14 protein-coding genes are annotated in these 21,136 nt (G+C 70.2%); 13 read left to right on the top strand and 1 reads right to left on the bottom strand.

What is annotated here, in order from left to right:
* Nucleotides 1-63: 63 nt before the first annotated feature.
* The 6 genes from DEJ25_RS03110 (at nucleotide 64) to DEJ25_RS03085 (ending at nucleotide 7,971) form a co-directional block, all read left to right on the top strand.
* Complete coding sequence (locus tag DEJ25_RS03110) at nucleotides 64-1,743, top strand: DUF885 domain-containing protein (protein WP_110902215.1); 1,680 nt, start codon at nucleotides 64-66, stop codon at nucleotides 1,741-1,743.
* Between the two features lie 175 nt (nucleotides 1,744-1,918).
* A complete protein-coding gene (gene rpsA, locus DEJ25_RS03105; protein ID WP_110902487.1) occupies nucleotides 1,919-3,370 on the top strand; it encodes a 30S ribosomal protein S1 in 1,452 nt (483 codons plus the stop codon).
* A 162-nt stretch (nucleotides 3,371-3,532) separates the two neighbouring features.
* Nucleotides 3,533-4,135, top strand: coding sequence for a dephospho-CoA kinase (gene coaE / locus DEJ25_RS03100; RefSeq protein WP_110902216.1), 603 nt, complete (start codon nucleotides 3,533-3,535; stop codon nucleotides 4,133-4,135).
* Nucleotides 4,132-5,208, top strand: a complete 1,077-nt coding sequence (locus DEJ25_RS16560; protein ID WP_181421447.1) for a hypothetical protein — start codon at nucleotides 4,132-4,134, stop codon at nucleotides 5,206-5,208. The genes coaE and DEJ25_RS16560 overlap by 4 nt, the downstream gene beginning before the upstream one ends.
* Nucleotides 5,209-5,230: 22 nt before the next feature.
* Nucleotides 5,231-6,814 carry a class I adenylate-forming enzyme family protein gene (locus DEJ25_RS03090; RefSeq protein WP_111043744.1) on the top strand — a complete coding sequence of 528 codons (1,584 nt, stop codon included), beginning with the start codon at nucleotides 5,231-5,233 and terminating at the stop codon, nucleotides 6,812-6,814.
* Entirely contained in the window at nucleotides 6,811-7,971 is a 1,161-nt protein-coding gene (locus tag DEJ25_RS03085) for an acyltransferase (protein ID WP_110902218.1), read from the top strand. The genes DEJ25_RS03090 and DEJ25_RS03085 overlap by 4 nt, the downstream gene beginning before the upstream one ends.
* A 113-nt stretch (nucleotides 7,972-8,084) precedes the next feature.
* On the opposite strand, the gene DEJ25_RS03080 is transcribed toward DEJ25_RS03085, so the two are convergent.
* Nucleotides 8,085-9,416 (bottom strand): MFS transporter, encoded by a 1,332-nt coding sequence (locus tag DEJ25_RS03080; protein ID WP_110902219.1) that lies wholly within the window; start codon nucleotides 9,414-9,416, stop codon nucleotides 8,085-8,087.
* A gap of 143 nt (nucleotides 9,417-9,559) precedes the next feature.
* Between DEJ25_RS03080 and uvrB the strand changes: the two genes are divergently transcribed.
* The 7 genes from uvrB to gap all read left to right on the top strand — a co-directional run bounded on the left by uvrB (nucleotide 9,560) and on the right by gap (nucleotide 21,135).
* Nucleotides 9,560-11,650 carry an excinuclease ABC subunit UvrB gene (gene uvrB, locus DEJ25_RS03075; protein WP_181421449.1) on the top strand — a complete coding sequence of 697 codons (2,091 nt, stop codon included), beginning with the start codon at nucleotides 9,560-9,562 and terminating at the stop codon, nucleotides 11,648-11,650.
* Nucleotides 11,640-12,578 carry an SDR family NAD(P)-dependent oxidoreductase gene (locus DEJ25_RS03070; protein ID WP_110902220.1) on the top strand — a complete coding sequence of 313 codons (939 nt, stop codon included), beginning with the start codon at nucleotides 11,640-11,642 and terminating at the stop codon, nucleotides 12,576-12,578. Before uvrB ends, DEJ25_RS03070 begins: the two co-directional genes overlap by 11 nt.
* A 48-nt stretch (nucleotides 12,579-12,626) precedes the next feature.
* Nucleotides 12,627-15,635: an excinuclease ABC subunit UvrA gene (uvrA, locus tag DEJ25_RS03065; RefSeq protein ID WP_258366068.1), complete on the top strand. Its 3,009-nt coding sequence runs from the start codon at nucleotides 12,627-12,629 to the stop codon at nucleotides 15,633-15,635.
* Nucleotides 15,636-17,792: an excinuclease ABC subunit UvrC gene (uvrC, locus tag DEJ25_RS03060; protein ID WP_111043743.1), complete on the top strand. Its 2,157-nt coding sequence runs from the start codon at nucleotides 15,636-15,638 to the stop codon at nucleotides 17,790-17,792. It abuts the gene before it with no gap.
* Nucleotides 17,793-17,943: 151 nt separating this feature from the next.
* Nucleotides 17,944-18,831 (top strand): RNase adapter RapZ, encoded by an 888-nt coding sequence (gene rapZ / locus DEJ25_RS03055; RefSeq protein WP_110902222.1) that lies wholly within the window; start codon nucleotides 17,944-17,946, stop codon nucleotides 18,829-18,831.
* Between the two features lie 78 nt (nucleotides 18,832-18,909).
* Nucleotides 18,910-19,890, top strand: coding sequence for a DNA-binding protein WhiA (gene whiA, locus DEJ25_RS03050; protein WP_110902223.1), 981 nt, complete (start codon nucleotides 18,910-18,912; stop codon nucleotides 19,888-19,890).
* A 240-nt stretch (nucleotides 19,891-20,130) separates the two neighbouring features.
* Complete coding sequence (gap, locus tag DEJ25_RS03045) at nucleotides 20,131-21,135, top strand: type I glyceraldehyde-3-phosphate dehydrogenase (RefSeq protein WP_110902224.1); 1,005 nt, start codon at nucleotides 20,131-20,133, stop codon at nucleotides 21,133-21,135.
* The last annotated feature ends 1 nt before the right edge of the window (nucleotide 21,136 follow it).

The following is a 21,136-nucleotide window of genomic DNA, read 5'->3' as shown; positions in this document are numbered from 1 at the left end:
GTCCGTCCCGCCGCTCACTCCGTGCTGGTGGGTAGGGTCGGGCTGGTGGGTAGTGTCTGGGACATGAGCGATGACCGTCCCGTCCGTCAGCCGTCCGCCGTCGACCAGGTCGCCGAGCAGTGGGTCACCACGCTCGTGGACCTCGACCCGACCGTCGCCACGTACATCGGTGTGCCGGGTCGCACCGACGGGTACGGCGACACCTCGCCGGCCGGTGCTGCGGCCCTCGCCGACGCCGCTCGCACGGCACGCCGCGCGCTCGATGCCGCCGACGCTCGCGACGACGTCGACCGTGTGACGAAGACCGACCTCGGTGCCGAGCTCGACCTGACCGTCGAGTCGTACGAGCGGAAGCTGCACCTGCGCGACCTCAACGTCATCCAGAGCCCGGCGCAGTCGCTCCGTGACGTCTTCGACCTGATGCCGACCGCGACGGCGGAGGACTGGCAGGACGTCGCCGGCCGCCTGCAGTCGCTGCCCGACGCGCTGGAGGGCTACCGCGAGACCCTGCTGGAGGGCACGCGCGAGGGCGTCACCGCGGCGAAGCGCCAGGTCGAGCTCATCGCGGAGCAGGCCGCCCGCAACGGCGCGCCCGACGGGTTCTTCCGGCAGCTCGCCGACGGTGCCGTGCTCGAGGGCGGCGCTCCCGTCCCCGACCGGTTGCGCGCCGAGTTGACCCGGGGAGCCGAGGTCGCCGCGGCCGCCTACCGGTCCTTCGGTGCGTTCCTGGAGCACGACGTGCTGCCGCTCTCGACCCCGGTGGACGCCGTCGGCCGGGACGACTACACGCTGCACTCCCGCCGGTTCCTCGGCGCCGTCGTCGACCTCGACGAGACGTACGAGTGGGGCATCGAGGAGCTCGCCCGGATGCGCGACGAACAGGAGCGCATCGCCGACCGCATCGAGTCCGGTGCGAGTGTCGCCCGCGCGATCGAGGTCCTGGACGCTGACCCGGCGCGGGTGCTGCACGGCACCGATGCGCTCCGGGCCTGGATGCAGGAGACCAGCGACGAGTCGATCCGGGCGATGGACGGTCGCTACTTCGACATCGCGGACCCGATCAAGCGCCTGGAGTGCCGGATCGCCCCGACGCAGGAGGGCGGGATCTACTACACCGGACCGTCCGACGACTTCTCGCGTGCCGGCCGCATGTGGTGGTCCGTCCCGCAGGGTGTCACCGAGTTCGGCACCTGGCGTGAGAAGACCACCGTCTACCACGAGGGTGTCCCGGGCCACCACCTGCAGATCAGCCAGGCGGTCTACAACCGCGGCGAGCTCAACACCTGGCGTCGGCAGCTCGCCGGGCCGTCCGGCCACGTCGAGGGCTGGGCGCTGTACGCCGAGCGGCTCATGGAGCAGCTCGGGTTCCTGGACGACGACGGCGACCGCCTGGGCATGCTCGACGGGCAGCGGATGCGGGCCGCCCGCGTGGTGCTCGACATCGGCGTGCACCTGCAGAAGACCAACCCGGACGGCGGCGGCTGGACGTGGGAGTACGCCCTCGACTTCATGGGGCGGAACGTCAACATGGACCCGGCGTTCGTGCAGTTCGAGGTGGCGCGGTACTTCGGGTGGCCGGGACAGGCGCCGTCGTACAAGGTCGGGCAGCGCGTCTGGGAGTCGATCCGCGACGACGTGGCGGCCCGTGAGGGTTCGTCGTTCGACCTCAAGGCCTTCCACCACCGCGCCCTCGCGCTCGGCGGCGTCGGCCTCGACACCCTGCGGAGTGCGCTGGTCGGCTGAGCGGACACGCCCGGTTGTGGGCGTCCCGCCTGCTGGATAGACTTGTGCGGCGCAATCCGCGCCAACAACACTCATCGCCATGGTGGCTCGCACCGGTCGCTCGACCGGCACGCGGACCGGGGGTCGCTCCCTCGCCGCCACGGCCCGACTCATGTCCGTTCGGAGCAATCTCTACATGACAACCACCACGACCAAGGCTCCCAAGCAGGTCGCCATCAACGACATCGGCTCGGCTGATGACTTCCTGGCCGAGGTCGAGAAGACCCTGAAGTTCTTCAACGACGGAGACCTCATCTCCGGCACCGTCGTGAAGATCGACCGCGACGAGGTCCTCCTCGACGTCGGTTACAAGACCGAGGGTGTCATCCCCTCGCGCGAGCTCTCGATCAAGCACGACGTCGACCCCAACGAGGTCGTCAACGTCGGTGACGAGGTCGAGGCCCTGGTCCTCCAGAAGGAGGACAAGGAAGGCCGCCTGATCCTGTCGAAGAAGCGTGCACAGTACGAGCGTGCATGGGGCGACGTCGAGAAGATCAAGGAGTCCGACGGCGTCGTGACCGGCACGGTCATCGAGGTCGTCAAGGGCGGTCTGATCGTCGACATCGGCCTCCGCGGCTTCCTCCCGGCATCGCTCATCGAGCTCCGCCGTGTCCGCGACCTGACGCCGTACCTCGGTCAGGAGCTCGAGGCGAAGATCCTCGAACTCGACAAGAACCGCAACAACGTGGTCCTCTCGCGTCGCGCCCTGCTCGAGCAGACGCAGTCCGAGTCGCGCACCACCTTCCTGAACAACCTCCACAAGGGCCAGGTCCGCAAGGGCGTCGTCTCGTCGATCGTCAACTTCGGTGCGTTCGTCGACCTCGGTGGTGTCGACGGTCTCGTCCACGTCTCCGAGCTCAGCTGGAAGCACATCGAGCACGCCAGCGAGGTCGTCGAGGTCGGTCAGGAAGTCACCGTCGAGATCCTCGAGGTGGACCTGGACCGCGAGCGCGTGTCGCTCTCGCTCAAGGCCACGCAGGAAGACCCGTGGCAGGTCTTCGCCCGCACCCACGCGATCGGTCAGATCGCACCGGGCAAGGTCACGAAGCTCGTGCCGTTCGGTGCCTTCGTCCGCGTCGCGGACGGCATCGAGGGCCTGGTGCACATCTCGGAGCTCTCGAACAAGCACGTCGAGCTCGCCGAGCAGGTCGTGTCCGTGGGCGACGAGGTGTTCGTCAAGATCATCGACATCGACCTCGACCGTCGCCGCATCTCGCTCAGCCTCAAGCAGGCCAACGAGGGCGTCGACCCGGAGAGCACCGAGTTCGACCCGGCGCTCTACGGCATGCCGACCGAGTACGACGACAAGGGTGACTACAAGTACCCCGAGGGCTTCGACCCGGAGACCAACGAGTGGCTCGAGGGCTACGACACCCAGCGCACCGAGTGGGAGGGCCAGTACGCGGCCGCCCAGGCGCGTTGGGAGGCCCACAAGGCCCAGGTCGCCAAGTCCCTCACCGAGGAGGCGCAGGGTGGCTTCGACCTCCCGGCCGCCGCTTCGACGTTCACGAGCGAGACGACCGGAGCCGGCACCCTCGCCGACGACGCGTCCCTCGCCGCGCTGCGCGAGAAGCTCAGCAACAGCTGAACGGGTGTGACCGGGTGAGCTGATCATCCGTCGCATCGACCGGGAGCCCGGTCCTGATCGTCCCCCCGGGACGGCCGGGGCCGGGCTCTTCGGCGTCGTGCCGGAGCGCTCGGCGTGCGTCGCTGGGAGCATTCGTGGAGCAGGCCGTGCGACGCTGTCCCCGTGCGCATCATCGGACTCACGGGCGGCATCGCCGCGGGCAAGTCGACGGTCTCCCGGCGGTTCGCGGATCACGGCGCGGTCGTGGTCGACGCCGACCGGCTCGCACGGGACGCCGTGGCACCCGGCAGCCCGGGGTTGCAGGCGGTGCGGGAACGCTTCGGCGACGCGGTGATCGCCCCCGACGGCAGCCTCGACCGTCCCGCGCTCGGTGCCGTCGTGTTCGCCGACCCGGAGGCGCGCAAGGCCCTGGAGGCCATCACCCACCCGGAGGTCTGGCGGCTGGCGCAGCAGCGCTTCGACGCTGCCGAGGCAGCCGACCCGGATGCCGTCGTCGTCTACGACGTGCCGCTCCTCGCCGAGGCACAGGGGACGCGGCCGCTGCGGTTCGACGCCGTCGTGGTCGTGGACGCCCCTGCCGCAGTGCGGATCGGGCGCCTCGTCGAGCACCGGGGGATGCGCCGCGACGACGCGGAACGCCGAGTGGCGGCACAGGCCTCCGACGCGGACCGACTCGCCCTGGCCGACCATGTGGTCGACGCCACCGGCACGCTCGAGCAGACGATCCGGTCGGCCGACGAGGTATGGGCGCGCCTCGTCCGATGAGGACGCACCACCGGCTGCTCGTCGTGGCGGTCCTCGTCCTCGTCGCCATGGGGCTCGCCGCGCTGGTCGGGGCGAACGTCCTCGGTGGTCAGCGTGTGGCGGAGGGCGGTCGTCCCGGACAACCGCACCGGACGCTCGAGCCGGGCGAGGCACCGCACGGCGACTTCCACCGCTTCCGGCTCGGCGCGATCGACGGGGAGCGCCTGGCCCCGAACCGCGACGACTTCGCGGCCCGGACCTCGCCGAACGGTCCGCTGCTGCTCTTCCTGCCGGCCACCCGCGCGAAGCCGGCCGACTACCAGCGGTTCCTCACGACGGCGCTGGACGACGGGTACCACGTGCTCGGGCTCGACTACTGGAACCTCGGCAGGACCCTGTCCGGCACGTGCGAGGCCGACGCGCGGTGCTACGGGCAGGTGCAGCGGAACCGGTTCGACGGCACCCGCGGTTCGACGTTCAGCGACGTCAGCCCGGCGGGCTCGATCGTGTCGCGGTTCCGGGACGCCGTCGCACACCTCGACGACGTCGACCCCGCCGGGGGATGGGGGCGGTTCGTCCAGGCCGACGAGGACATCCGGTGGCAGGACATCGTCGTCGCCGGGCATTCACAGGGCGGGGGCGAGGCCGCGTACATCGCCCACATCCGGCCGGTGCTCGGTGCACTGATGTTCTCGTCGCCGGTGGAGTCCGTCGGCCCGGTGCACGCAGCGTGGATGGACCACCCCGGTCAGACCCCGGCGAGCCGGATGTACGCGCTCGACGACGTCCGCGACGAGTTCGGCCCGCGCATCACCGGGTCGTGGTCGGCGATGGGACTCGACGGCGCTCGTGGGACCGAGGGGCCGGCCGGTACCGACGGCCCGTGGCGGACCGACACCGCGCCACCGCCGCCCGCCGCCGACCCGCACGCGATCCTCACCGACCTGCCGGTGGGCGACCCGCGCTGGGCGCACTCGCGGATCATCAAGGACTCGACCCCGCTCGACGAGCACGGCGACCCGCGGATGCTCCGGATCTGGCAGTGGATGCTGCACCGGTTCCCGACTCCTGCCGTTCCCTCCGGACGGTCATAGCCAGCGGAAATACGATGAGGCGGTGCACCACGACGGCGAACGCCCCACCCCCGACCGCACGGCGGTCACCATCGACGAGCCAGACGACGGACACATCGACGGACACAGCGACGCGACGACCCTGGCCGCGCTCATCCGGCAGCGCGCCGAGCGCACCCCGGACCACGTCTACCTCGAGGACGCCCGCTCCGACCGGACGCTGACGTACGGCGGTCTCGACGCCGCCGTGACGGCCTGGTCGCGGACGTTCGACGCCATCGGCGTCCCGCCCTCCGGCGGCGTCCTCGTCGACGTGGGGGACCCGATCGCGTTCGCCGCCGTGCACCTCGCGGCCGTCGCCTCCGGCCGTCGGTCGGTCCCCGTCGACACCGGGCAGCCGGCCTCCGAACCCGCTCGGCTGGCGGCGCTCCTGGGCGGGGCCGCGATGGTCGTGTCGGACCGAGACCCTGACCCTGGTGCGGAGGCCGGAGCGGCGAGTGTCCCCGGAGCCCCGTCGGCCCGGGTGGACGCGGCCACGGGCCTCCCGGTCGGGGTCCGGGACGGCGACGTGCCGGACGCACCCATCGACGGCCCCGGCGAGGGCTCGGTCGTGCTGTTCACCTCCGGCTCGACCGGGACGCCGAAGGGCGTCGAGCTGCCGGAGTCGCAGCTCCGGTTCGTGGCGCACGCGATCGCCCGGCACAACGGCCTGACCGAGCGGGACCGCGGGTTCAACTCGCTGCCGCTGTTCCACGTCAACGCCGAGGTGGTCGGTCTCCTCGCGACACTGGTCGCCGGGGCGACCCTGGTGCTCGACCGCCGGTTCCGACGCACCGGGTTCTGGGAACTGCTCGAGGCCCGCCGCGTGACGTGGCTGAACGCCGTGCCCGCGGTCCTGGCCGTCCTCGCCAAGACCGGCCCCCTGCGGCCGCCGGCGAGCCTGCGGTTCGTGCGGAGCGCCTCCGCGCCGCTGCCCGACCCGGTGCGGGCCGCGCTCGGTGACCTGCCGCTCGTGGTGAGCTGGGGGATGACGGAGGGCGCCAGCCAGATCACCGCCACGCCGCTCGACGCGCCGCCCCGACCGGGCACAGTCGGGCTGCCCGTCGGGTCCGAGGTCCAGGTCCGCGGCGAGGACGGCGCGCTCCTGCCCGCGGGCGAGGTCGGTGCCCTGTGGGTGCGCGGTCCGGGCATCGTGCGCTCCTACCTCGGCGGTCGGGCGGCCGACCGGTTCGACGCCGACGGCTGGCTCGCGACGGGCGACCTCGGCTCCGTCGCCGTCGACGGCTGGGTCTCGCTGGCCGGCCGGTCCGACGACGTCATCAACCGTGGCGGTGAGAAGGTCTACCCGTCCGAGGTCGAGGACGTCCTGCTCCGGGACCCGCGCGTGCTCGAGGCAGTCGTCGTCGGCCGGCCGGACGAGGTCCTCGGGGCGGTGCCGGTGGCGTACGTCATCCCCCAGCCCGACACCGACACCGACGGGCTCGTCGAGGACCTGCGGGCCCTCGCCGAGTCCGCCCTGACCCGGTTCCGTCGTCCGTCCGAGATCACCGTCGTCCTCGACCTGCCCCGGGCCCCGACGGGCAAGGTGCAGCGCGCCCGCGTCCGAGCGATGACCGAGTCGCGGTGAGCGCCGCCACCACCACGCCGGGCGTGCAGACCCCCACCCGGACTGCCTCCGGCAAGCCGCGGCACCTGTACGAGGTCGACGTCCTCCGCATCCTCACCTTCGCGTGCGTCATCGGCGTGCACACCACGAGCCACACCATCGCGTCCGACGACGTCCCACTGAACGCCCTGCTCGGCCTGCTGCACTTCACCCGCCTGGTGTTCTTCTCGCTCACGGCGTTCGTGCTGGTCTACAGCTGGTCGCTCCGCCCGCGCCCGCTGGCGCAGTTCTGGCCACGCCGGTTCCTGCTCGTCGGCGTGCCCTACCTGGCGTGGTCGTCCGTGTACGTCACCGCGTCGTGGCTCCTCAGCTCCACGACGCGGGGTGACGTGCCGGCCCTGGTGACGACGTACGCCGAGGGGATCGTCACCGGGACGTCCTGGTACCACCTGTACTTCCTGCTCGTGACGATGCAGGTCTACCTGCTGCTGCCGGTGATCATCTGGCTCGTCCGGGTCACCCGGCGCCACCACGTCGCCGTGCTCGTCGTCGCCTTCCTGCTGCAGCTCGCCGTCTTCGCCGCGTACAAGTACTGGCCGCACTCCATCGACTGGTTGCACGGCTACCAGAAGCAGTTCTTCTTCTCGTACGTGTTCTTCATCGTCTCCGGGGCGGTGGCGGCCGACCACGCGGACCCGTTCCTCCGGTTCATCCGGGAGCACCGGCGGGCCGTCCTCTGGGCCTTCGCCGGCACCGGGGCGCTCACCCTGGGCGTGTGGTGGCTGCAGGTCGGGCTCGGCCAGTCCCTGTACGCCGCCGGCACCCCGCTGCAGCCCGTCCAGGTCCTCTGGAGCACGGCGGTCTTCGTCGGCTTCCTGGCGATCGGTGCGGCCTGGGCGGACCGCCGTCGGGCCGGCTCGGCGCTGGCGCGGGTCGTCGACTACGGATCGGACCGGTCCTTCGGGATCTTCCTCAGCCACCCGTTCATGATCTGGATCCTGCTGTACGGCGACAGCTGGCTCGAGAGCGCGGTGCCGAAGCCGTGGCTGACACTCGTCACGTACGTGCTCGTGCTGGTGCTGTCGGTCGCGGTGACCGAGGCGTTCCGGTGGACGCCGCTCAGCGTGCCGCTGACCGGACGGCCGTCGCGGGCGCGCCGGGCACGGGCGAGGGGCTGACGGCGGTCCGGTCAGGACGGACGGTCGCGGGCCTCCCGGCCTGGAGGCCCGCCACAGGTCCGACGGGACGCTGACCGACCGACGGCTGCGCCGGCGGGTCCGCCGCTCGATCGCTAGTGCGTCGCGTCGCGCTCGACTGCGGGGACGCCCACCTCGAGCACGCCGTCGGTCACGGTGAGCCGCTGCGGCTTCATCACCCACGCCACGACCGCCGCACCGGCGAGGAGCGCACACGAGATCCCGAACGGCAGCTGCCAGCCGGAGGTGTCGATGAGGAACCCGAACACGATGGGCGAGACGACGCCGGCCACACCGAACCCGGTGTTCATGAAGCCCGAGGCGGTGCCGGACCACTGCGGCGCCACGTCCATCGGGATGGCCCACAGGTTCGCGTTGCAGAGCTCGAGGAAGAAGAACGACAGCGCGAGCGACACCGTCGCCACCGTCAGGCTCTGCCCGACCACGACGAGCGGCAGCAGGCAGACCAGGGATCCACAGAGGCCGATCACCAGCACCAGACGACGGGCCTGACGGGAGTCCCCGCCCCGGTGGATGATCCGGTCGCTGAGCATCCCGCCGACCGTGTCACCGACCACACCGGCCAGGAGGACCGCGGTCGTGAACCATGCGAAGGCATTGATCTCGAGGTCGTACTGGTCGCTCAGGAACGTCGGGATCCAGGTGAGGAACACCCAGAGTGTCCACCCGTACCCGAAGTCGACGAAGGACACCGGCAGGATCTGCTTCGCCAGGGCGCGCCAGGGGACCGGCGGACGCGTGGCCCGGGTCTCGACGGGTGGCAGCTCGGCGAGTTCGGCCTTCGTGATCCCGTGGGCGTCCTCCGGACGGTCCCGGAAGAGGAAGAACCAGGCGATGCCCCAGGCCACGGACAGCACGGCGGTGGCGAAGAACGCCAGGCGCCAGCCGCTGATCGCGATGAAGTAGGCGACGAGCAACGGCGCGAGGGCGTTGCCGAGCCGGGCGGCGGAGTGCACCACGCCCTGGGCGAAGCCGTTCCGGTCCCGCGGGATCCACCGACTCATCGCCTGGGTGGCGGACGGGAACGCGGCTGCTTCACTGAGGCCGAGGAGCAGGCGTGCCGCGAACAGCGTCCAGAACCCCAGCGACAGCCCGGTCCACAGCGTCGCGACTCCCCAGACCACGGTGATCACGAAGAGGGCCCGTCTCGGCCCGAACTTCTCGCTGATCGTGCCGCCGAACACCTGGAGCAGGGCGTACGGCAACGAGAAGGCGGACACGATGAAGCCGGCGGCCGTCTCGGTCAGCCCGAACTCGTCGGTGATGTGGGGGAGGGCGGTGGAGATGTTCGTACGGTCGATGTACGAGATGGCGTACATGCAGCAGAGGAGCAGCAGCACCCGTCCGCGGATGCGTCCGCGGAACGGGGTGCCCTTCGCCGGTGCTGCAGCGGGGGCCGTGGTCATGGGGCCTCTTCGGTCGGGTTGCTGAACGGATCGGAGGCTACGACCGGATTCGATCAGGGACCTCTGAGTGCGCTATCGGGAGACAGTACGCCCAGGGCGAGCAGAGCACGTGGATGTCGGGGGCCGCGCCTACTGTTGAGGCCATGGGAGTTGCCATCGAGCCCACGCGTGCCATCCGACCCTTCGAGGTCATCAGCGAGTACTCGCCGAGCGGTGACCAGCCCGCGGCGATCGCCGAACTCGCCGGGCGCATCAACGCGGGTGAGACCGACGTGGTGCTGCTCGGCGCGACCGGTACCGGCAAGTCGGCGACGACGGCCTGGCTCATCGAGCAGGTGCAGCGGCCGACGCTGGTGCTCGCGCACAACAAGACGTTGGCGGCGCAGCTCGCGAACGAGTTCCGCGGGCTGATGCCGAACAACGCGATCGAGTACTTCGTCTCGTACTACGACTACTACCAGCCAGAGGCCTACGTCCCGCAGACGGACACCTTCATCGAGAAGGACTCGTCCGTCAACGCCGAGGTGGAACGACTGCGCCACTCGACGACGAACTCGCTGCTCAGCCGGCGCGACACCGTCGTGGTGTCGACCGTGTCCTGCATCTACGGCCTCGGCACGCCGGAGCAGTACATGAACGCCTCGGTCGCGCTCCACATCGGGCAGAACATCTCCCGTGACCAGCTCGTCCGCAAGTTCGTCAGCATGCAGTACCAGCGCAACGACGTCGACTTCGCGCGCGGCACCTTCCGGGTCCGCGGCGACACGCTCGAGATCATCCCGATGTACGAAGAGCACGCGATCCGCATCGAGATGTTCGGCGACGAGATCGAAGCGCTCTCCTCGCTGCACCCGCTGACGGGCAACGTGATCGACGACCTGCCCGCGGTCTCGATCTTCCCGGCGTCCCACTACGTGGCGGACACCGACGTCATGCACCGCGCGATCAGCTCGATCAAGGAAGAACTGGCCGAACGGCTCGCCGAGCTCGAAGGTCAGGGCAAGCTGCTCGAAGCCCAGCGGCTGCGGATGCGCACCACGTTCGACATCGAGATGATGGAGCAGATCGGGTTCTGCTCGGGCATCGAGAACTACTCGCGGCACATGGAAGGCCGTGGGCCGGGCGAAGCACCGCACTGCCTGATCGACTACTTCCCGGACGACTTCCTCCTCGTCATCGACGAGTCGCACGTCACCGTGCCGCAGATCGGTGCGATGTACGAGGGCGACGCCTCCCGGAAGCGCACCCTGGTGGAGCACGGCTTCCGTCTGCCGAGCGCGATGGACAACCGCCCGCTGAAGTGGGAGGAGTTCCTCGACCGCGTCGGGCAGAAGGTCTTCCTGTCGGCGACGCCCGGCAAGTACGAGCTCGGCATCACGGACAGCGTCGTCGAGCAGATCATCCGCCCGACTGGCCTCGTCGACCCCGAGATCATCATCAAGCCGAGCGACGGTCAGATCGACGACCTGCTCGAGGAGATCAAGCAGCGCTCCGAGAAGAACGAGCGCGTGCTCGTCACCACGCTGACGAAGCGCATGGCCGAAGAGCTCACCGACTTCCTCGGCAACGCCGGGGTCCGGGTGCGGTACCTGCACTCGGACGTCGACACCCTGAAGCGTGTGGAACTCCTCACGGAGCTGCGCCAGGGGGTCTACGACGTGCTCATCGGGATCAACCTGCTCCGCGAAGGCCTCGACCTGCCCGAGGTCTCGCTCGTCGCGATCCTCGACGCGGACAAGGAGGGCTTCCTGCGCTCGTCGACGTCGCTCATCCAGACGATCGGTCGTGCAGCGCGCAACGTGTCGGGCCAGGTGCTCATGTACGCCGACAAGATGACCGACTCGATGAAGCAGGCCATCGAGGAGACCGACCGCCGCCGCGAGAAGCAGGTGGCGTACAACCTCGAGCACGGCATCGACCCGCAGCCGCTGCGCAAGAAGATCGCGGACATCACCGAGGTCCTCAACCGCGAGAGCGACGACACCCGCGAACTCCTGGAGCGCCGCGGTGGTGGCGTCCGTGACGGTCGTCGTGCCCCGACCCCGTCGCTCCGCCGCGAGGGCATCGCCGGCGAGGGTGCGACGCAACTCGAAGCGACGATCGCCGACCTCAACGACCAGATGCTGCAGGCGGCCGCCGAGCTGAAGTTCGAGCTCGCAGCACGACTCCGCGACGAGGTCCAGGACCTCAAGAAGGCGCTGCGCCAGATGGAGTCGGCCGGACATGTCGTCTGATCCCGGCGCCCCGGCCGGACCTCGCACGGTCGTCGTCACCGGCGCCAGTGCGGGGCTCGGGTACCAGGCGGCCGAACAGCTCGCCGTGGGCGGACACCGGGTGGTCCTGGCGACGCGCGACTCCGGCAAGGCCGCGGCTGCCGAGCGCAGCATCCGCTCGGTGGTGCCCGACGCGCAGCTCGAGCACGTGCACCTCGACCTGGCGGACCTCGACTCGGTGCGCGCGGCTGCGGCAGCGCTGGGAACGCTCGGGCCGGTGCACGCGGTGCTCAACAACGCCGGGGTCGTCGGGTCTCGCGAGCGTCGGTCCACGGCGCAGGGCCACGAACTGCAGATGGGGACGAACCACCTCGGGCACTTCGCCTGGACGGGCCTGGTGCTCCCGCTGCTCCGGGACACCGGCGGTCGGGTCGTCCACCTCGGATCCATCTCGCACCGCTGGGTGACGCTCGACCGGCACGACCCGCTCGGTGCCGGGCACTACAACGGCTACCGGCAGTACGCGCGCAGCAAGCTCGCGGTGATGCTGTTCGGGTTCGAGTTGGCCCAGCGTCTGGCAGACGCAGGGTCCCCGGTGTCCAGCGTCGTGGCGCACCCGGGCCTCGCCCTCGACTCCCTGACGCAGGAGGCCGTCACCGGCACCCTGGCAGTCGGCCGGTCGCGACCCGAACCCGCGTGGATCGGGCCCGGGCAGCGCTTCGTCGCGCAGGGGAAGGACGCGGGCGCGGTCCCGCTCGTCCACGCCTCGGTGGGCGACGACGTCCGGTCCGGCGAGTACTGGGGACCGGACGGCTGGTTCCAGCTCCGCGGTCGGGCGACGGTCGTCCCGGCGGAACCCCGGGCGCACGACCGCCACGAGGCCGCGCGACTCTGGGCCGCCAGCGAGACGGCTTCCGGCGTCACGTTCGCTCTCGACGCACTCGGCTGAGCCGGCTCGGCGGGCGTTTGTCGGACCGGCTTCGTAGAATCGTCTGCGATGACCATCACCTCTGACCGCGGAACCGCCATGTCCGGCCCGGACGACTTCGACGAGCCGTCGGACCTGCACCTGCCCGGCGGGACGGCCCCGCACGACACGTCGACGCTCAGCGTCCGTGGTGCGCGCGTGCACAACCTCCGAGACGTCGACCTCGAGATCCCGCGCGACTCGCTCGTCGTGTTCACCGGGCTGTCCGGCTCGGGGAAGTCCTCGCTCGCGTTCGACACGATCTTCGCCGAGGGCCAGCGGCGCTACGTCGAGTCCCTGTCGGCGTACGCCCGCCAGTTCCTCGGCCAGGTCGACCGCCCCGACGTCGACTTCATCGAGGGCCTGTCGCCGGCGGTGTCGATCGACCAGAAGTCGACGAACCGCAACCCGCGTTCCACGGTGGGCACCATCACCGAGGTCTACGACTACATGCGTCTGCTCTGGGCGCGCATCGGCATCCCGCACTGCCCCGTCTGTGGTGAAGTGATCAGCAAGCAGAGCGTGCAGCAGATCGCCGACCAGCTGATGACGCAGGAGAGCGGCACCCGTTTCCAGGTGCTCGCGCCGATCGTGTCGAAGAAGAAGGGCGAGTTCGTCGACCTCTTCCAGGAGCTCGCGGCCTCCGGCTACTCGCGCGCCATCGTCGACGGCGAGCGGATCCAGCTGAGCAGCCCGCCGACGCTGAAGAAGCAGGTCAAGCACGACATCTCCGTCATCGTCGACCGCCTGGTCGCCAGCGACGACATCCTCGGACGCCTGACGGACTCGCTCGAGACCGCCCTGCGCCTGACGAACGGCACCGTGGCGATCGACCTCGTGGACCACGAGGGCCCCGGCGCCGTCCGGACCTACTCCGAGAACCTGTCGTGCCCGAACAACCACCCGCTGGCCCTGACCGAGATCGAGCCGCGGACCTTCTCGTTCAACGCCCCGTTCGGCGCCTGCCCGGAGTGCTCGGGCCTCGGTACCCGGATGTCCGTCGACCCGGACCTGGTGCTCGGCGACCCCGAAGCCTCGTTGAAGGACGGCGTGCTGCTGCCCTGGACCGGCACCAGCGGCCTGTACTCCTACTTCGAGAAGCTGCTCGCCGGTCTGGGCAAGGAGCTCGGGTTCCGCATGGACACCCCGTGGAGCCAGCTGCCGTCGTCGGTGCAGGCGGCGATCCTGACGGGCAAGGACTTCGAGGTCTCGGTGTCCTGGCGGAACCGCTTCGGCCGCGAGATGCGGTACACGAGTGGGTTCGAGGGTGTCATGCCCTACATCGAGCGGAAGTTCGCCGAGGCCGAGACCGACTCGCAGCGCCAGCGCTTCCAGGGCTACCTGCGCGAGGTGCCCTGCCCGGTGTGCGACGGCACCCGCCTGAAGCCCGAGGTGCTCGGCGTGACCGTCGACGGTCGCAGCATCGCCGACGTCACGAGCATGGCCCTGGACCAGGCCTACGCGTTCATGGCGGACATCGCCCTCACGGATCGCGAGGCGCACATCGCCGCGGCCGTCCTGCGGGAGATCCGGGCGCGTCTCGAGTTCCTGCTCGAGGTCGGCCTCAACTACCTGACGCTCGCGCGCGGAGCAGGCGGGCTCTCCGGCGGCGAGGCGCAGCGCATCCGTCTGGCGACGCAGATCGGTTCCGGCCTGACCGGCGTCCTCTACGTGCTCGACGAGCCGAGCATCGGTCTGCACCAGCGCGACAACCGCCGGCTCATCGACACCCTGGTCAAGCTCAAGGACCTCGGGAACACCCTCATCGTCGTCGAGCACGACGAGGACACCATCCGCACCGCTGACTGGGTCGTCGACATCGGACCGGGCGCGGGCGTCAACGGCGGCAACGTCGTGCACTCGGGCTCCTACGCGGACATGATCGAGAACCGCGAGTCGATCACGGGTGACTACCTGGCCGGACGTCGGGCGATCGAGATGCCGTCGGAGCGCCGGAAGGTGAACCGCAAGCGCGTCATCAGCGTGCAGGGTGCGCGGGCGAACAACCTCAAGGACGTGGACGTCGACTTCCCGCTCGGGGTGTTCACGGCGGTCACCGGCGTGAGCGGTTCGGGCAAGTCGACGCTGGTGAACGACATCCTCTACAAGGTGCTCGCCAACCAGCTCAACGGTGCCCGACACATCGCCGGCAAGCACACCCGCGTGAAGGGCCTCGACCAGCTCGACAAGGTCGTGCACGTCGACCAGGCACCGATCGGCCGCACCCCGCGCTCGAACCCGGCGACGTACACCGGCGTCTTCGACCGCATCCGTCAGCTCTTCGCCGAGACGCAAGAGGCCAAGACCCGCGGCTACCAGCCCGGTCGCTTCAGCTTCAACGTCAAGGGCGGGCGCTGTGAGAACTGCTCTGGCGACGGCACGATCAAGATCGAGATGAACTTCCTGCCCGACGTCTACGTCGCGTGCGAGGTCTGTGGCGGCGCCCGGTACAACCGCGAGACGCTGCAGGTCCACTACAAGGGCAAGAGCATCTCCGAGGTCCTGGACATGCCGATCAGCGAGGCGGCCGAGTTCTTCGAGCCGATCTCCGCGATCCACCGGTACATGGCGACCCTGGTCGACGTCGGCCTCGGCTACGTCCGACTCGGCCAGAGCGCGACGACCCTGTCTGGTGGCGAGGCGCAGCGCGTCAAGCTCGCGACCGAGCTGCAGCGTCGCTCGAACGGCCGCACCGTGTACGTGCTCGACGAGCCGACCACGGGTCTGCACTTCGAGGACGTCCGGAAGCTGCTGCTCGTGCTGCAGTCGCTGGTCGACAAGGGCAACACCGTCATCACGATCGAGCACAACCTCGACGTCATCAAGTCCGCCGACTGGCTCATCGACATGGGTCCCGAAGGCGGTTCGGGTGGTGGCACGGTCCTCGCGACCGGCACCCCGGAGCACGTCGCCGACGTCCCGGAGAGCCACACCGGTGTCTTCCTCCGCGAGATCCTCGAGGCGCAGGACGCCCGCGTGGGCAAGGAGCGGTCGGTCGGCGCGCGTCGAGCAGGTGCACAGAAGGCAGGTGCTCGCTAGGTGGCCGACACCGTCCCCTGGCGGCCGAAGGCGGGTGAGATCCCGACCGACCCGGGCGTCTACCGATGGCGCGACGGCAACGGTCGGGTGCTCTACGTCGGCAAGGCGAAGAACCTCCGCGCCCGCCTGAGCAACTACTTCGCGCCGCTGCCGACCCTGCACGAGCGCACCCGGCGGATGGTCCTGACGGCCAAGAGCGTCGAGTGGACCACCGTCGGATCCGAGATCGAGGCGCTGCAGCTCGAGTACACGTGGATCAAGGAGTTCGATCCGCCGTTCAACGTCAAGTTCCGGGACGACAAGTCGTACCCGTACATGGCGATCACGATGGCGGACGAGGCGCCCCGCGTGATGGTGACCCGGAACCGCAAGATCAAGGGCGCCAAGTACTTCGGGCCGTACCCGAAGATCTGGGCGGTGCACGACACGATCGACCTGATGATCAAGGTCTTCCCGATCCGCACGTGCTCGGAGTCCTCGTACAAGCGGGCCATGCAGACCGGCAAGCCCTGCTTCCCGGGGCAGATCGGCAAGTGCGGCGGCCCGTGCTCCCAGCGCGTGACCATCGAGGAGCACCGCGCGCTCGTCGAGGAGTTCGTCCGCTTCATGGGCAGCTACGACCGACGCGTCATCACGCAGCTCCGGCAGCGGATGGCCGCGTCGGCGGACGCCATGCAGTACGAGCAGGCCGCGCGCTTCCGTGACCAGGTCGAGGCGCTCGAAGCGGTCCTCGAGAAGTCCGCCGTCGTGCTCAAGGACTCGGTCGACCTCGACCTCTTCGGCATCGCCGAGGACGAACTGGCCGCGGCCGTGCAGCTGTTCTCGGTCCGTGGCGGCCGCATCCGCGGTGTGCGCGGCTGGGTGGTCGACAAGGAGCTCGACATCAGCACCGGCGACCTCGTCGAGCAGATCGTGCAGGGCGTGTACGCCGACGACGGGCTCTCGACCGGTGCCGACGGTGCCCTGCTCACGCAGGCGAGCGCAGACCCCACCCCGGGCGTCGCGAACGACGGCCCGCCGCGTGAGGTCGTCGTGCCGGTGCTGCCGGACGACGCCGACGCGCTGCAGCAGTGGCTCAGCGACCGCCGTGGGGGTCGTGGCACGAAGCTCAGCACGGCGCAGCGCGGTGACCGGGCCGGACTGGCCCGGACCGCGTCACAGAACGCCCAGCAGGCGCTGATGCTCTACAAGACCAAGCGCTCGGCCGACTACACCACGCGGGCCGCAGCCCTGGCCGACATCCAAGAGGCCCTCGGCATGACCGAGGCACCACTGCGGATGGAGTGCTACGACATCTCGCACCTGCAGGGCACGAACGTCGTCGCCTCGATGGTCGTGTTCGAGGACGGCCTGCCCCGCAAGGACCAGTACCGCCGCTACACGATCGCCGAGACCACCGACGACACCGACAGCATGTACCAGGTGCTCACACGGCGCCTGGCGCGGCTCGACGAGGACGCGGCAGCACCCGACGTCCCGGACGTGACGGGGGACGGCGTTGTCGAGGGATCGAAGCCCTCGAAGCGGTTCGCGTACCGGCCGCAGCTGCTCGTCGTCGACGGCGGGCAGCCCCAGGTCGCGGCGGCGAAGCGTGCGCTCGACGAGGCCGGGGTCCGGGACATCGCCCTGGTCGGCATCGCGAAGCGCCTCGAGGAGCTCTGGCTGCCGGACGACGACTTCCCGGTGATCCTGCCGCGCAACTCCGAGGCGCTCTTCCTCATCCAGCGCCTCCGTGACGAGGCACACCGGTTCGCGATCACGCACCAGCGCACGCGTCGGAAGCGTGACGTGCGCTCGCAGCTGTCCGAGATCCCCGGGCTCGGACCGAACCGCGTCTCGGCGCTGCTCAAGCACTTCGGGTCCGTCGCCCGGCTCCGGCAGGCGACGCCGGAAGAGGTCGCCGAGGTCCCGGGCGTCGGACCGGCGACCGCGGCCGCGGTGGTCCGGAAGCTCACGACGGTGCCGGCCAGTGCGCCAGAGTCGGCCAGCGCGCCCGAGCCGAGCAGCGCACCTGGACCGACCAGTGCACCTGGACCGACCAGTGCACCTGGACTGACCAGTGCGCCAGAGCCGCCCGAGCCCGTCAGTGCTCCCGCGCCGGCAGGCCCGGTGCGTGTGCCCGAGCCGACCCCGGACGGTCCGCACCGGCCTGTGTGACCCCGGCACGGGCCTCCCGGCCGGACGGTAGCCTGGACGCGGACCCGGGGCGTGCAGCCCGAGGGTCCGCGGGCCGACCCCTGCCGAGCGCACCGCGCACGGCGACGACGGGCGACCCGCCCGGCCACACCACGATGGAGCCCCTTCGCAGATGACCGACACCACCTCGCAGCAACAGCACGACGTCCTCATCGTGACGGGCATGTCCGGCGCGGGGCGGTCGACGGTCGGCAAGGCGCTGGAGGACCTCGGCTGGTACGTCGTCGACAACCTGCCGACGCAGATGCTGGGGCCGCTCACCGACCTGGCGGACCGAGCGGGGGAGTCGATCCCGAAGATCGCCACCGTCGTCGACGTCCGCGGCGGCCGGTTCTTCACCGATCCCGAGCGTGCCGTGCAGTCGCTTCGCGAGAGCACGAGCGCCCGCGTCCGGGTGCTGTTCCTCGAGGCCACCGACCAGGTCCTGGTGCGGCGCTTCGAGCAGGTGCGCCGGCCGCACCCGCTGCAGGGCGAGGACACGCTGCTCGACGGCATCGCACGGGAGCGCACTCGGTTGCTCGGCCTCCGCGAGGCATCCGACCTGATCATCGACACGTCCGACCTGAACATCCACCAACTCGCGAACTCGGTGACCGAGAAGTTCGCAGAGGACCGGTTCGTCGGAGTCCAGGTGACGCTGATGAGCTTCGGGTTCAAGTACGGCCTGCCCGCCGACGCCGACATGGTGGCCGACGTGCGCTTCATCCCGAACCCCTACTGGGTGCCGGAACTGCGGCCGCACACGGGGCTCGACAAGCCCGTCTCCGACTACGTCATGGAGCAGTCCGGAGCCCGTCCGTTCGTCGACCGCTACGCCTCGGTCCTCGAGCCCGTGTTCGAGGGGTACCAGCGCGAGAACAAAAGACACGCTACGATCGCCATCGGCTGTACCGGCGGCAAGCACCGTTCGGTCGCCATCGTCGCCGAGTTGGCGAGCCTCCTCCGCGGGATGCCCAACGTCGCCGTGCGTGTGAAGAACCGAGATCTCGGCCGGGAGTGACCGTCCCACCGGCCGCCTCCACACGTGTGCGCCCCGGGACCGCAGAACCCCACCCCGAAGAACGTAAGGAATGATGCCGTGCCGTTGACTGCCGAGGTGAAGGACGAGCTGGCCAGGGTCGTCGTCAACCGGAACACGGTCCGCGCCGCCGAACTCGCGACCGTCCTGCGCTTCGCCGGGGGCCTGCACGTCATCTCCGGCCGCATCGCGGTCGAGGTCGAGCTCGACACCCGGATCATCGTGCACCGGGTCCGCAAGGACCTGGCCGAGCTCTACGGCGTCCGCAGTGAGGCCTCCGTCGGCTCGACCGCGTCGTCCCGTCGCGGCACCCGCTACCTGGTGCGTGTGCTCGAGGCGGGCGAGACGCTCGCCCGCCAGACCGGCCTGATGGACGCCCGTCGTCGTCCGGTGCGGGGCCTCCCGAACCGGCTGACCACCGGCAACCGCGAGGACCTCGCCGCCATCTGGCGCGGGGCGTTCCTGGCCTCCGGCACCCTGACCGACCCGGGCCGTGCCGCGGCGCTCGAGGTCACCTGCCCGGGCAACGAGGCCGCGATGGCGCTCGTCGGTGCAGCCTCCCGCCTCGGGATCGCCGCGAAGGGCCGTGAGGTCCGCGGGGTGCACCGCGTCGTGATCCGTGACGGCGAGGCGATCGGTCAGATGCTCACGGCCATGGGCGCCGCCCGCACCACCGCCGACTGGGAGGAGATGCGCCAGCGCCGGGAGGTCCGGGCCACCGCCAACCGCCTGGTCAACTTCGATGACGCGAACCTCCGCCGTTCCGCGCAGGCCGCCGTGGCCGCGTGCGCCCGGGTCGAGCGGGCGCTGGAGATCCTCGGCGACGAGGTGCCCGACCACCTGCAGTACGCCGGTGCCCTGCGCCTCGAACACCGCGACGCCTCGCTCGACGAGCTCGGCCAGCACGCGGACCCGCCCATGACGAAGGACGCCATCGCCGGGCGCATCCGCCGACTGCTCGCGATGGCTGACAAGCGTGCCAGCGACCTCGGCATCCCGGGCACCGAGGCGAGCGTCCCGGAAGAGCTCGAGGGCGCCTGACCGCAGCCCGGGCCGGGCAGTCAGCTGACCCACTGTCGGACCCCCGTGGCCGCCGCACCCGCCCCGTCCCCAGGACGGCGTCATGCAGGCCGTCCGCGGGGGTCCGACTGCTAGGGTCGGTACGGCGACGTCACGGGGCCCATCGTCCCCGTGCGTGGGTCGGCCGTCGTCCGCGACGACGCCTCCACACTCCGAAAAAGCAGCGTCTCCCGAGGCGCTCCACACCCAACAGGAGATCCATTGACCGTCAAGATCGGCATCAACGGCTTCGGCCGGATCGGCCGTAACTTCTTCCGCGCCGCTCTGGCCAAGGGCAGCGACCTCGAGATCGTGGCGGTGAACGACCTCACCGACAACGCGTCCCTCGCGAACCTGCTCAAGTACGACTCGATCACCGGCAAGCTCGGCGTCTCCGTCGAGCTCGACGGCGACAACATCGTCGTCGACGGCAAGGCCATCAAGGTCCTCGCCGAGCGTGACCCCGCCAACCTGCCCTGGGGCGAGCTGGGTGTCGACATCGTCATCGAGTCGACCGGCTTCTTCACGAAGGCCGCCGATGCGCAGAAGCACATCGACGCCGGTGCCAAGAAGGTCATCATCTCCGCCCCGGCGACCGGTGACGACGTCACGATCGTCCTCGGCGTGAACGAGGACACCTACGACGCCGCGAACCACCACATCATCTCGAACGCCTCGTGCACCACGAACAGCCTCGCGCCGCTCGCCAAGGTGTTCCACGACGCGTTCGGCATCGAGCGCGGTCTCATGACCACCGTGCACGCGTACACCGCCGACCAGAACCTGCAGGACGGCCCGCACAAGGACCCGCGTCGTGCCCGTGCGGCCGCGCTGAACATCGTCCCGACCTCCACCGGTGCAGCGAAGGCCATCGGCCTGGTCCTGCCGGAGCTCGCCGGCAAGCTCGACGGCTTCGCGCTCCGCGTCCCGGTCCCGACCGGATCGATCACGGACCTCACGCTCGAGACCAAGGCCGACGTCACCGTCGACGAGATCAACGCGGCGTACAAGGCCGCCGCCGAGGGTCCGCTGAAGGGCATCCTGCTCTACAGCGAGGACCCGCTGGTGTCGACCGACATCACCACGGACCCGCACTCCTCGATCTACGACTCCGGCCTGACCAAGGTCATGGGCAACCTCGTCAAGATCACCTCGTGGTACGACAACGAGTGGGGCTACTCGAACCGCCTGGTCGACCTGACCGAGTTCGTGGGCGAGAAGCTCTGAC

Source organism: Curtobacterium sp. MCPF17_011 (assembly GCF_003234145.1).
Lineage (GTDB): Bacteria > Actinomycetota > Actinomycetes > Actinomycetales > Microbacteriaceae > Curtobacterium.
Note: the sequence above shows the minus strand (reverse complement) of the source record. Positions and strands in the feature narration are given on the sequence as shown.

What these genes read in the sequence shown, in the direction of transcription:
- DEJ25_RS03110 (WP_110902215.1), top strand. Translation starts at nt 64, where the DNA reads ATGAGCGATGACCGTCCCGTCCGTCAGCCGTCCGCCGTCGACCAGGTC.
- rpsA (WP_110902487.1), top strand. Translation starts at nt 1,919, where the DNA reads ATGACAACCACCACGACCAAGGCTCCCAAGCAGGTCGCCATCAACGAC.
- DEJ25_RS16560 (WP_181421447.1), top strand. Translation starts at nt 4,132, where the DNA reads ATGAGGACGCACCACCGGCTGCTCGTCGTGGCGGTCCTCGTCCTCGTC.
- DEJ25_RS03080 (WP_110902219.1), bottom strand. Translation starts at nt 9,416, where the DNA reads ATGACCACGGCCCCCGCTGCAGCACCGGCGAAGGGCACCCCGTTCCGC.
- uvrB (WP_181421449.1), top strand. Translation starts at nt 9,560, where the DNA reads ATGGGAGTTGCCATCGAGCCCACGCGTGCCATCCGACCCTTCGAGGTC.
- DEJ25_RS03070 (WP_110902220.1), top strand. Translation starts at nt 11,640, where the DNA reads ATGTCGTCTGATCCCGGCGCCCCGGCCGGACCTCGCACGGTCGTCGTC.
- uvrA (WP_258366068.1), top strand. Translation starts at nt 12,627, where the DNA reads ATGACCATCACCTCTGACCGCGGAACCGCCATGTCCGGCCCGGACGAC.
- rapZ (WP_110902222.1), top strand. Translation starts at nt 17,944, where the DNA reads ATGACCGACACCACCTCGCAGCAACAGCACGACGTCCTCATCGTGACG.